We start from the raw sequence: 12,582 nt of genomic DNA on the forward strand, positions 1-12,582 counted from the left end.
CAGTCAATTATGACTGCTTTTTTTGTTGTGCGAGTTGGGCTTTCAAACTGTCCTGCCGTATCCAACGCCATGGCTGCAAGGCCCCGATCCCCATTCCCAGAAGACCACATAAAATCGCAACACTCAAAGGCTCATTGAGCAAAGGAACCGCAATAATCGCAGCAATAAAAGGCGCCAAAGTCACAATACTGCCTGTTTTAAATGCCCCTAAACGCTTAATGGCTTCCACATAAGTGAGGGTCGCCACGATGACTACGAACACGCCATGAAATACAACCTGAGCAATCAATTGCACAGGTTGCACATGCGCTAGGGTTTTGGGTAGAAATAAAATATAAATCGGCACAAAAATAATCGCAGCCCAAATCGCAACACCTGCCATGGAGTGCCATGCCGACAGTTTCCATTGTCTTAATAAAACGGTAAATGTTCCCCACAGCACAGCACTGAGTAAAAACAAGCCATCACCTAAACTAAAAGCAACACCTGTTTCTTGATACATCAGCCCACTCATGGCCGTCAGTGCGAGCAACATAATACTGAGACTGAGCCAAGTATGCCGGTCAAACGGTTGTCGAAATAGCAGATAAGCTGCGACAGCCGTGCAAAGCGGAATGCAGCCATTCAGAAAGATCGCAGCATGTGCCGCAGGCACATAATGAAAAGCGCTATAAGCGGTGATGCAGTAACACACCCCACCAATCATCGCCAAAATAAAAGGCTCTTTCTTCCACAAAAAGGCGGTATCTTTTTTATAGATCAAGATTGGCATTAAGATGCAAAACGCCAAGAGAAAGCGTAAGGCGGTAATATCCCACGCACCAATACCCCAATTGGCACTAAGCCGCGCCGTTAAGGTAAATCCCCCCCAAATACACATGGTGATGGCAATAAATACATAGCCTTGTTTTTGAGGGGTCATCATTGAGCTTAAATTAAATTGGGAATTAAAAAATCTTAGACATTACGTTGACGGCATGCTTCATACAAAGCCATACCCGTTGCTACACTGACATTCAAACTTTGTAGATTGCCTGCCATCGGAATATAAACCGTTTGATCGCATTGAGACTGAGTAATTGGGCGCAGACCTGTGTCTTCAGCACCCATCACCACACATACAGCCGTTCCAGTAAAATCGAACTGTTGTAGTGGTAAGGCTTTTTCATCCAACATGGTACCGACCACACGCACATTAAACTCATCTTTAATTTGCGCTAAAGTCCGAGCCAGATTGGTCACTTGGATAAATTTAACTTTTTCAGCACCACCTGCCGCAACTTTGCGCGCGGTCGGGGTCAAACTTGCAGAACGATCACGAGGCACAATCACGGCCTCAACGCCCATTGCAGCTGCGGTACGGATACATGCGCCGAGGTTATGCGGATCGGTGACTTGGTCTAAACCCAGCAATAAACAATTTGGCGATTGTTTCAGTAAGGCTTCTAAATCTTTTTCATTGAAAACTGGATTAGGACGGACCGCAGCCACAACCCCTTGGTGGAACGGTAAGCCAGCCATTTTTTCTAATCGATCACGACCCGTTTGTTGTACGCTAATACCAAAAGGTTCAGCCAACTCAAGTACGCGTTTTAAACGCTGATCATCACGCCCTTTTAAGGTAAAAAGCGTCAGTACGCGTTCAGGTTCAAGTTCCAACAATGACTCCACCGAATGAACGCCATAGAAATATTCAGGTTTAGCCATGTAGGACCTCTAAAAGATAAATGACCATCGACACGATGTGCCAAAAATAAAAATCCTGTAAAGCTGACTTTACAGGATTGCTGTGCAACAGATAGTTTAACCGATTTCGCTTGAAATTACTTGGCGAGTATCAGTTGAAGGCTTAGCCTTCTAAATGGCACACGTAGTCCAACACTTCGTCAGTTTCAATTTTAAAACGACTATTGCCAGGCACATAAAAAGACTGACCTGCGCGGAACAATTCACTCTCTTCGCTGTCTGCAATTTGTACACGACATTCGCCTGAAATAATTTCCATACGCTCTGCCACATGTGTTTCAAACGTCAAAGCTTGCTCTGTCGGAAGAATAACCCCTAACGTTTTTTTGGTGCCATCTTCAAATTGCACAGTATGACTGATGCATAAACCGCCAAAATAAACATTGGATTTTTTAATGACAGAGACATGGTCGAACTGAGTTGACATGCGTACACTCCAGATAATGCGCATTTATATTCGTATTGATTCGCTAGTTTAAAGATGTGCGATTAACTAATCAATCGATGTTTTATTCCCCTCAATCAATATTTTGTTAAAGTCCGACCATCGTACAATTGCCTCAATTTCTAGCCCATTTTGGCGTGTTTTTTGCCAATGCGATCCGTTCCCTGAGTCGTGCTCTTTCTGTATACATCGCATACCCACATGTTTGTGCTGTGTTTGCTATAACAGTCGGATTTAAAAAATCTGCTAGGTCGACTTTCAGATTCACGCTAAAATAAGCCGACTTTGCACAAAACGAATAGCGTTGCCGTCTTGTCGGCTGAATAAAACTTCACTATCTTAAACTAAAACTTTTCGCAGCTCGGATGCGTTTATGCTGACACATTTAACTTTAATTAATTTTGCTTTAGCCGATCACTTAGCACTTGATATCGATCAAGGTTTTAATGTCCTGACTGGGGAAACAGGTGCAGGCAAATCATTATTGCTAGATGCACTGTCCGCCTGTCTGGGAGAACGTACCGACACCAACTATGTCCGTTTCGGTTCAGACAAAGCTGATGTCACGGCTATTTTCAGCTATCAAGAGCACAGCCCTGAAGCCATATGGCTAAAGGCACATGAGTTAGATGATGAGTCAGGAGAAATTCATCTAAGACGGGTTATTTTTGCCACTGGCCGCAGCAAAGCATGGATTAATGGTCGTCCGAGCAGCTTAGCTGAATTGAAAGAAATCGGGCGTTTGCTGGTACAGCTGTATAGTCAACACAGTCAGCAACAGCTATTAGAACCGCCTTATCCAAGACGCTGGTTAGACCTCTATCATAACTTCTACCCAGAAGCGCAAGCTGTGCGTGAAGCCTATAGCACATGGCAAAAAGACATCCGTCAGCATCAAGCAGCATTGGATGCCCAAGCCACACGAAAACAGCGTATCGACACGCTGAACCTACAACTTGAAGAACTCGAAGATGTGGTTCAAATCGACTACAAAGAGATTGAACAAGAGTTTGACCGTCTTTCACATCATGAAAATATCATGCAAGACAGCAGTTATGCCTTAAATGCGTTAGATGATGCAGAGCAGAATATTAATCAAGAAGTTTCCAGTATCCTTCGTCGTTTAGAGTCGCATGCTGGCCGTAGTGAGCAATTGGCTGAAATTCATACCTCTTTGCTGAATGCGCAAAGTGAACTTGAAGATGCTACAGCCAACCTGCGTCAGTTTATTGACCGTCAAAGTTACGACCCTGAACGTATGGAAGAGCTCAATACACAGCTTGAAATGTTCCACCGTTTTGCACGTAAATATCGCACGCAGCCTGAATTGCTCAAGCAAGAACATGAACAATGGCGAGTCGAATTAGAACAACTTCACTTATTGGAAGACCCTGAAACACTAGCAGAACAAGTCGAGCGCTCTCATCAAGACTTTTTAGATAAAGCCCACCATCTGGATCAAATTCGCCAAGATGCAGCCGCACCACTGGCCAAACATTTAACCGAACAAGTGAAACAACTGGCCCTACCTGAAGCCCATTTTGAGTTTAAGTTTGAACCTTTGGAACAGGCTTCAAGTGAGGGACTCAGCTTTATCCAACTATTATTTACAGCCAATAAAGGTATCCCACCTCAGCCCTTAGCCAAAGTAGCATCAGGCGGTGAACTCTCACGTATTGCCTTGGTCATGCAAGTGATGAATGCTGAAAAAACTGAAGCAGAAGTTTTGGTGTTTGATGAAATTGATGTCGGGATCAGTGGTGGCACGGCGGAAATTGTGGGACGCCTCTTGGCCGACTTAGGCTCACACGTGCAAATTTTATGTATTACCCACCAAGCCCAAGTCGCAGCACAATCCGACCAACATCTATTGGTGAAAAAGCGCCAAACTGACCCGGCCAGCAGTACCATTTTAAGTTTAGAAGAAGATGAGCGAATCAATGAGCTCGCACGCATGACAGGGGGGGTTGAAATCAACGACACCACACTGCAACATGCCAAGCAATTACGCCAGCTAAAGTTCCAGTCTGCTTAGAATATGTAGATTGGATCACAAAAAAAGATTTGGAGAATAGGCATTAGTCTAGTAACGTGGTAATTAGGAACATTTACTAGAAGCATTTCAATTTCAAGGAGAAGCCTTTAGGTGAGCAAACAATATCTGACGCATCGCTGTCTCATTGCCCCGCCCGATATGGCAGATGATTTTTTTGCCAATACGGTGATTTATTTGGCTCGACACGATGAAGAAGGTGCTCAAGGCATCATCATCAACCGACCTTCAGGACTTTCTGTTAAGGAATTGCTCAATGATCTTGAAATTGAAGCAGATCATGTCCGCCCTCATGATGTACTCCAAGGTGGCCCTTTACGTCCTGAAGCAGGCTTTGTCTTACATACTGGCCAACCAACATGGCACTCATCTATTGCGGTGGGAGAAAACATCTGTATCACTACCTCTAAAGATATTCTAGATGCCATTGCCCATAACGAAGGTGTGGGTCGTTATCAAATTGCTTTGGGTTATGCCAGCTGGACCAAAAACCAATTGGAAGATGAACTCGCTCGTGGTGATTGGTTGGTCTGTGATGCTGATATGGATTTGATTTTTAATATTCCTTATGACGACCGTTGGGATGCTGCCTATAAAAAGCTCGGGCTGGACCGAACCTGGTTGTCATCTGAGATTGGACATGCCTGATTTAAACACACCTCAAATGATTATGGCATTTGATTTTGGTACACAAAAAATGGGCATGGCAGTCGGTCAAGCACTGATTGAAAGTGCAACACCTTTGGCTTTGTTTCCAATGAAAGATGGCATCCCCAATTGGGATGAACTGCATAAAATTATTAAACAATATCAACCCAATGTATTTTTAGTCGGTCTACCACTCAATATGGATGATAGCGAGTCAGAATTATCTGCTCGAGCACGTAAGTTCGCACGTCGTTTACGCCATCAAACCAATATTGAAACATGGATGGTGGATGAACGCTTAAGTACTCGTGCAGCCCGTGATGAGCTGAGCCATTACCATGCGCAAGGCCGAGGCAAAAAAGTTTCTGCTGATAGTCTTGCCGCAACATTATTTATTGAAAGTTGGTATCGCAATCCTGAAGGTCTAACACCTTAAGTAAGCCTTTCTTAAAACAGATGACATGGTTTTTATGACTGGAGTCGGATCTCGACACATCAAATAGCGTTCAAAAAAAAGCATCCTCATTGGATGCTTTTTTTTGAAATGAACAGAGGTCAATTTAGTGCTGTGACTCGGTAATATGTACCGTTACGGTTCGCCCCGCGACAAATGCCAATTCATTTTTCGGAATATCATCCAGTGCAATTTTCACAGGAACGCGCTGCGCTAAACGCACCCAACTAAAGGTTGGGTTTACATTGGCCAATAAACCTGTACTTGTAGTTCGTTCACGATCTTCAATGCCTGAAGCAATCCCCTGCACATGTCCTTTCAATATGTTTGAGTCCCCCATCAACTGTACAGTCGCGGGCGCACCCAAATATATTTTATTTAACTTAGTTTCTTCAAAATAACCGACCACATAAAGCTGCGAGCGATCTAATAATGCCGCTACCGCCTGCCCCACTTTGACATAATTCCCTGCTTTCATCTCAAAATTAGACAGTGTGCCATCGGCTGGTGCTAGGACTTCGGAACGGTTTAAGTTTAATTCAGCCAAATGTAAATTACTGGTGGCTACATCGATTAATGCCTGTTGCTGCGCAATATTGGCTTTGGCCTGCTGAATCGCCGCTTGCATTTGTTCATGTTCGGCATGTGATTGATCTCGTACGGCAAACATCTGATCTTGTTCTTGCTTTGATATAGCACCATCCATCAAATTGGCATAGCGTTCTGCATTTTTATCGGCCAAGTGACTATTGGCTTGTGATTTGGTCAAATTGGCTTTGCTTTGAAACAACTCCGCTTCGGCAGCAGCCAAACTGGCTTTGGCTTTAGCCAAGTCTGATTTGGCTTGTTCCACATCAAGCGCCTGACGCGCCACATCAATTTTAAACAGCACCTGCCCTTGTTTGACGCTTTGATTATCATGCACTAAAACTTCCGTGACTAAGCCTGATACATCGGAAGACACTTGAATCACATCGCCACGAACCCGCCCATCACGTGTCCACGGTTCAGCATTATAATAATGCCAAAGATGCACGAGCACCGCGATCGCGATACCCGCAATCAGCACTAAAGTGATGGGACGGCTCAGTTTACGCCAATCAAAGGATGCCATTTCTTTTACCTCATTCATTTCAATCAGATGTGCGCTTAGGCAAAGCTCACGATAAAACCCCAATGGACTACGCCAAGCACAGTAATGTAGAGGCATAAATAAAAAATACTGGGTAAAAAAATCCAGCCTTTGTCGACCCAAGGATCGGTCACCCGCATGAGTAACCGTAATACGATGTAGGCCAATACCGCCTGAATGACCAAAACTGGCACATACACACCATAGATATTAAGTTCGCCCATCGTTATGCTCCCAACAAACGGACTTGAAACATTTCATCCCATGTCGCATGACAAAGACTGCTTTGAATATTATTCAGTGAAACTTGCAAACGCCGAGCAATGCTTAGGTCTTGCAGCTGTATAAGCTCGGCCTGAATGATCTGAATTTTGTCCAAAATGTGTTGTCTGACCTGTAGGTCGCTATGGTCTAATTCTTTAGCGTGAAAATAAGCATCCATTTGGCTTTGTAGTTCTTGTAGATGCAGCGTGATAGAGGCCTGCATAGGCATTTTTTCAATCAGTTCTTGCACCCGAGTTAAATCAATCACAGCACTGGATTCAATCAGGGCCAAATTGATTTTTTGCTTCAAGCGATCGGACTGTACCAATTTGGTATTCAGTACGCCTATCCGATCCAACATACTGCGCAAATGCACTCTAAATTCCACCCCATAAGGTAAATAAAGCGCTTGTCGTATCGCTTTATAATGTAAAGACAGGATTCGCTTGGCGGTAATGTCCGGCGACATCGCACGCACCAAGTGAATCACATAGACAGAAATGATGGGGCCAAGCACCGTCCCAATCGATGCATCAAAAAACATCACTTGGTCAAGGTGATAACGGTTTTTCAGGTTTAAGCCCATGACCACACCCATTATCAAAGGCAGCGCCAAACCTGTGAGTGGAGGATGTAAAAACAGCATCAGACAGTACATACAAAAAGGGGCTAACACCACAGCCAACATCCAAAAAGCGCTGATGTGTGGAAAGATGCCATAAGCATAAATAAAGACAATAATCGCCGCATACACACTGGCACGGATAAAGATTTTTAAGGCAGGAACGGGGTTGTCCATACTGGTCAAAATACAGGCACAAATAGCTGCCATTTCCGCCATCATAAAACCGGCTTTCCAACCACTGACAATCCAAAAGCCAGTCGCCACAAGCACCACAATAAAAGCTGAAATGCCGCCACGCACGGCTACGCCATGATCTCGATGTAAGTTGGGATAGTTTGTACTAATCGGAGTCACGATTGCGGGTAAGCTATCATCCCCCTGTTGGATACGCTGCCAAATCAACTTAATGGCGCGTATATTTTGGGTGAAATGACGCACATCCATTTTTAAACTGACCAACATGACTTGCTGCTGTGGCAAGGCACTGTCAAACACGGCTTGAAAACTCGACTCAAACTGCTCAGGTAGCTGGTTTAAGTCCTGCTCTAAAATGACCTGATCACTTTGTAAAAATTTTACAATCTGTACATGCGCCTTTTCTAAAGCTGGTCGGTAGCGTGAGTCAATGTGATCTAACTGCTGAATTCGCTCGGCCATGGCCACCAAGTTTGTCACCAACATACTGAGTTGATGCAGCATTTCTTGGAGCGGTTTGGTCATGCCCTGCAAGGTCGATTTTTCATAGCTCAAGTGCACGGCCATCACATGAATATCGGCAATATCCCGCGTGATATGACTAAGCGTAGTGCTGTAATTAATGGCCTTAACATCATCTGTCAGGATCTGATCAAAAACCGCTCGAGTGTCTTGAAAAGTCTGTGAAACACGGGTTTTGACTACGGGACCAATATGCATGGGAAACAGTACCGCATTCACCACTGCACTACACAGTACTCCCACCGTGATTTCAATGGAGCGACCAATCGCCATATCAAACATGGAAGTGGTTTCAATGTTATACACAATGTTGTAGCAAATAATGACCGTGGTATAGCCCGCCAACATAAAAATATAGCTACGCGGCGTCCGATCCAACAATGAAAAATATAGACAAAACCCGACCCATGTGGCTAAAAATAACGTGAACAATTCTGGAGTGTTGATCAGGTTTGGCGTGACTGCAATCGAAACAATCGCTCCCAACAACGTTCCCAATACCCGATAAAGACTTTTTGAGGAGGTCATACCCGCATAGGGGTTTGCGATGACGAAGACCGTTCCAATCGCCCAAATGGGATAAGCCAAATCTAATGAAAATGCGACATAAAGTGAAAGCATGCCTGCCAAAAAGGTTTTCGTCGCAAAAATCCAGTCCAATTTATTTGGACGGAATGCGAGTAACTGTTTGGTGAGGAACATAAATTCATCTCTAAATGCGCTGAATGACAACATTTAAACAATTCTTCCACACAGCATTGCTCAGACAAACAGCATCACTTCGTCCTCACCTCATGCGAAGACGGATGAAAAAATGATTCAAATAAATGAAGTCTTTTACTGACATGGTCAAAGACAGCGCCATGTTGAAAGGAAAGAAAATAGCTCAATAAATAACAAAAGCATTATTCATTAAAAGACATTTGTAATGATAATTTTTCCAAAAATATGGATTTTTGTCAATTAAAATATCTTAATATGATAATTTACATATTTTTAAGATCATATTTCACCCTTTTTATTGCATTACAAATGCTGATAAAAGTCCACGAAAGCCATGCGCCCAGAACGAAAGCCATGTCGAGTCTAGGGTTTTTGTTATATAGTAACTGTCGTTCAAATGGCATTTATTTTGACTAAGTAGGTTCTTATGGCACTTTCAAGTTTCGGTAAAATTCTCACTGTCTTAGACCTCTTTTCTGTGTCACGCCCGATTATCAATGTCGATATCATCAGTGCCGAACTGGGACTATCACAGCCCACCAGTTACCGTTACTTAAAGGAATTGGTATCCGCAGGACTTTTACAGCGCTTAAGTGGTACCAGTGGTGACTATACTTTAGGCTCTCAGATTGCTGTTTTGGACTATATCTCTCGAACCACAGACCCACTCTTACAAATCAGCATTCCTTTTATGCAAGACATCGTTGAGCGAACGGAGTTTTGCTGTATTCTCACCCAGCTTAACGCAGAGCACTGTATTGACCTATATGGTGAAGTCTTTAAAGACCTTGAGTTATTTTCTTATGGGCGCGGTTGCCCACGTCCCGTGTATTTGGGTTCATCGCCTAAAGTGGTGATTTCACAGCTCAGCAAAGCTAAAATTATTGAATATTATCAAAAATTTTCGGCTCAGCTGGCCGAGGTCAATTTTGCCGCGAGCCAAGATGAATTCTTACAGAAAATGAAAGCCATTAAGAAACAGGGCTATTATTTTTCCAATGGCGAGTTTGACCCCAACCTTGCCAGTCTGTCTGTACCTGTCAAATTTTCACCCAAAGATACACCGTTGGCACTGACCTTATTGGCTTCGAAAAACCGGTTTGAATTTGTCGATCTGAAAAAAATGGTCGAAATATTAAGACATAGCGCCTTACAGATCGAACAGAAATGCCATCTATTGCATAATATTGAGGCTTAATTATACTTAGCGTTGAAGCGTTGGATAGAAATAGCGAAAGGTTAAATTCAGACGCGGCTCACTGATTTTACTGGATTTCATCAAAGCATGTTTCCAGTAGCGCTGGGTCTGTCCACGCATCACGATCAATTGCCCACTATGCAACATCAGCTCGATTTTTTCCTGTTTAAACTTGTGCTTAAAGCAAAACTTACGGGTTGCACCAAAACTGAGTGAGGCAATCACCACATTTTCTTGCTTCGGTGAACGTAGTGAAGGCTCATCATCACTATGCCAGCCCACGGCTTGGCTGCCATTTTCATATAAATTGGCTAGGCACGAGTTAAATGGATGTCCCACCAGTTGCTCAATATGGTGTTTTAAACGAAACAAAGCGGGATGCCATAACAGTGCTTGCTTGGCACTCCCCGAATAGTGATATTGATAGTCGGCATCACCATACCACACCACTTTTCGTTCCGTGACATAATGTTTGCCATACAGTACGACTTCGTCAGGTTGCCATGCCAAATGTGCTAAAAAATAATCCAAATATTTCGCACTTTGCTCCGCAGTTAAAATCAAGCCCAAGTCCTGCACCTGCCCATCGAATGGCAGCAAGTTTTCTTGCGGTTCAGGACTAAACAGATCTAAGGTCATGACTTTTCCTCCTCTGCAAACAGTTTAACTGAATTCAGAACGACACAAATCAAAACAAAGTCACAGCTTGTCGCCTAGCCTCCTTATGCATACACTCATGTGAACTTTCACAATAAAAAGAAGCATGTATGAACCTTTGGCAGTTGTTTCAAAAGCTTCGCCCCTTTGTCCGTCCCTATCGGATATTGGTGATTGCGACCTTGATCCTGACGCTGATTGGCTCCTTCACCGCGCAGGTCAATGCTCTAACTTTGCAATACGCCGTCGACAGTATCAACCGTCTGGTCGAACAAGGCCAAGGACTGACCGAAGGCCTCCATATTTTGATCACCATTTCTATGATTTTACTCAGTAAAGAAATCATCAGTGCCTTGGTGCAGTTTGGTCAAAAGTTTTATGGGGAAAAGCTCCGCATTCTGGTATCGCAAGACTTGGCGCAAAGTATTATCGAAAAATTCCTTAGCTACCGTTTGGCTTTTTTTAATGCCGATCAAAACCAAGCGGGTAAGCTACAAACGCGAATTGACCGTGGCATTGGTTCACTGACCCGTCTGGTACAAATCTTTTTTATCGATATTTTGCCACTTTTTAGCAGCGCCATTGTGGCACTGGGGCTGATGTACTATGCCAACGTTTATGTCGGTTTGGTGGCGACCAGTATTGTGCCCATTTATTTTTGGTTGACCTTTCAACAGGCTAAAAAACTTGGCGGATGGCGACGCAACTTGCGGGATGACCGCGAGAAAAAGAGCCAAGGCATTCTCAGTATTATCCAATCGATTAGCGTGATTAAGTCCTTTAACCGCGAGTCGATTGAATCGACCAAACAACTGACACTGCAAAAAGCCCTGACCAATAACCAAATGCAAACGCGTCAACTCAGCTTTTTATTTGATGGCTTAAAGACCTTCATTGAACAAATCGGGATTGTGCTGATTATCATTCTGACGGCGTACTTCGTACTCGATGGGCAAATGAGCATCGGCATGATCATGTTTCATATTCTACTGTTTAACAATGTCTCCGCCCCGATTCGTTCATTACACCGTATTTATGATGAAGTGAATGATGCGATGATTTACGCGGAAAGCTTTTTTAAAATTTTGGAAGCCGATGATGCAATCGAGCAAAGTGGTACACTCAAACCCAAAATTCAGGGAAAATTCAGCCTAAAGAGTGTCGATTTTTTCTACCCAAATGGTCATCACGCATTAAAACAAATCGACATGGAAATTCGACCCAACAAAATCACGGCCTTGGTCGGTTTATCGGGTGCAGGAAAATCCACTTTAATTAGCTTATTGGATAAGTTTTATCAGCCCGGAGCAGGAAAAATTGAGCTCGATGGAATTGATTTACAAGACATCGACACCGCCTATTTACGCGATCACATTGGCCTCGTCTTACAGAAAAATCACATTTTCCAAGGCAGTATTTTAGACAATATTCGCTATGGAAAAATCAATGCCAGTGATGAAGAAGTGTATGCTGCCGCAGAAAAAGCCTCTATTCATGAACAAATTTTGCAGCTACCCACAGCTTACCAATCCGATGCACTGATGCTTTCAGGCGGGCAACAACAACGCATTGCGCTGGCTCGCATGTTCCTCAAAAATCCACCGATTATTTTTCTCGATGAACCGACCGCCAGCCTCGATGCTATTGCTAGCGAGCAAATTAAACAGAGCCTCGATGAGATCAAACAAGGGCGAACGGTGATTATTATTTCGCATAGTTTGTCACAAATTATCGATGCCGATTATACCTATGTCATGAAGGAAGGTTGTATTGCAGAACATGGGGAACATGAAGCGCTGTACCGTCAGGATGGGGTCTATAAGGAAATTTTCGATGCCATGGCCAAGAGCCTCAATATTGAAAAAATTGCCAAGACTTTTGAAGATGATACTGAGGAAGAAACGCATAGCTAATGAATCT

12 protein-coding genes are annotated in these 12,582 nt (G+C 43.5%); 5 read left to right on the forward strand and 7 right to left on the reverse strand.

Annotated features, from left to right (window positions below; translation table 11 throughout):
* Positions 1-7: 7 nt before the first annotated feature.
* The 3 genes from ACFN7Z_RS15870 to ACFN7Z_RS15880 all read right to left on the reverse strand — a co-directional run bounded on the left by ACFN7Z_RS15870 (position 8) and on the right by ACFN7Z_RS15880 (position 2,173).
* The gene (locus ACFN7Z_RS15870) at positions 8-925 is read right to left on the reverse strand and encodes a DMT family transporter (protein WP_029574926.1); all 918 of its coding nucleotides are present in this window, start codon (positions 923-925) and stop codon (positions 8-10) included.
* Positions 926-957: 32 nt separating this feature from the next.
* Complete coding sequence (gene rlmB / locus ACFN7Z_RS15875; protein WP_004692717.1) at positions 958-1,707, reverse strand: 23S rRNA (guanosine(2251)-2'-O)-methyltransferase RlmB; 750 nt, start codon at positions 1,705-1,707, stop codon at positions 958-960.
* A gap of 142 nt (positions 1,708-1,849) precedes the next feature.
* Positions 1,850-2,173, reverse strand: coding sequence for a pyrimidine/purine nucleoside phosphorylase (locus ACFN7Z_RS15880; RefSeq protein WP_004692718.1), 324 nt, complete (start codon positions 2,171-2,173; stop codon positions 1,850-1,852).
* A gap of 391 nt (positions 2,174-2,564) precedes the next feature.
* On the opposite strand from ACFN7Z_RS15880, the gene recN reads away from it, so the two are divergent.
* From recN to ruvX, 3 genes are all read left to right on the forward strand, one after another.
* Positions 2,565-4,226, forward strand: a complete 1,662-nt coding sequence (gene recN, locus ACFN7Z_RS15885; protein WP_010325763.1) for a DNA repair protein RecN — start codon at positions 2,565-2,567, stop codon at positions 4,224-4,226.
* 111 nt (positions 4,227-4,337) lie between these two features.
* Entirely contained in the window at positions 4,338-4,892 is a 555-nt protein-coding gene (locus ACFN7Z_RS15890; protein WP_010325762.1) for a YqgE/AlgH family protein, read from the forward strand.
* Positions 4,885-5,328 carry a Holliday junction resolvase RuvX gene (ruvX, locus tag ACFN7Z_RS15895; RefSeq protein ID WP_004978741.1) on the forward strand — a complete coding sequence of 148 codons (444 nt, stop codon included), beginning with the start codon at positions 4,885-4,887 and terminating at the stop codon, positions 5,326-5,328. Before ACFN7Z_RS15890 ends, ruvX begins: the two co-directional genes overlap by 8 nt.
* Before the next feature lie 124 nt (positions 5,329-5,452).
* On the opposite strand, the gene ACFN7Z_RS15900 is transcribed toward ruvX, so the two are convergent.
* From ACFN7Z_RS15900 to ACFN7Z_RS15910, 3 genes are read right to left on the reverse strand one after another with little or no spacing between them, the layout of a single operon-like run.
* Positions 5,453-6,460: an HlyD family secretion protein gene (locus ACFN7Z_RS15900; protein WP_010325761.1), complete on the reverse strand. Its 1,008-nt coding sequence runs from the start codon at positions 6,458-6,460 to the stop codon at positions 5,453-5,455.
* A gap of 35 nt (positions 6,461-6,495) precedes the next feature.
* A complete protein-coding gene (locus ACFN7Z_RS15905; RefSeq protein ID WP_004692723.1) occupies positions 6,496-6,702 on the reverse strand; it encodes a DUF1656 domain-containing protein in 207 nt (68 codons plus the stop codon).
* Positions 6,703-6,704: 2 nt separating this feature from the next.
* Positions 6,705-8,786: an FUSC family protein gene (locus tag ACFN7Z_RS15910; protein WP_010325760.1), complete on the reverse strand. Its 2,082-nt coding sequence runs from the start codon at positions 8,784-8,786 to the stop codon at positions 6,705-6,707.
* 448 nt (positions 8,787-9,234) lie between these two features.
* On the opposite strand from ACFN7Z_RS15910, the gene ACFN7Z_RS15915 reads away from it, so the two are divergent.
* The gene (locus tag ACFN7Z_RS15915) at positions 9,235-10,005 is read left to right on the forward strand and encodes an IclR family transcriptional regulator (RefSeq protein WP_004692725.1); all 771 of its coding nucleotides are present in this window, start codon (positions 9,235-9,237) and stop codon (positions 10,003-10,005) included.
* Between the two features lie 6 nt (positions 10,006-10,011).
* On the opposite strand, the gene ACFN7Z_RS15920 is transcribed toward ACFN7Z_RS15915, so the two are convergent.
* Positions 10,012-10,644: an alpha-ketoglutarate-dependent dioxygenase AlkB gene (locus tag ACFN7Z_RS15920; RefSeq protein ID WP_010325759.1), complete on the reverse strand. Its 633-nt coding sequence runs from the start codon at positions 10,642-10,644 to the stop codon at positions 10,012-10,014.
* Between the two features lie 128 nt (positions 10,645-10,772).
* Here ACFN7Z_RS15920 and ACFN7Z_RS15925 point away from each other — a divergent pair, with 128 nt between their 5' ends.
* Positions 10,773-12,575 (forward strand): ABC transporter ATP-binding protein, encoded by a 1,803-nt coding sequence (locus ACFN7Z_RS15925; RefSeq protein WP_010325758.1) that lies wholly within the window; start codon positions 10,773-10,775, stop codon positions 12,573-12,575.
* The last annotated feature ends 7 nt before the right edge of the window (positions 12,576-12,582 follow it).

It is taken from the genome of Acinetobacter sp. P1332 (assembly GCF_044057475.1).
Classification (GTDB): domain Bacteria; phylum Pseudomonadota; class Gammaproteobacteria; order Pseudomonadales; family Moraxellaceae; genus Acinetobacter; species Acinetobacter johnsonii.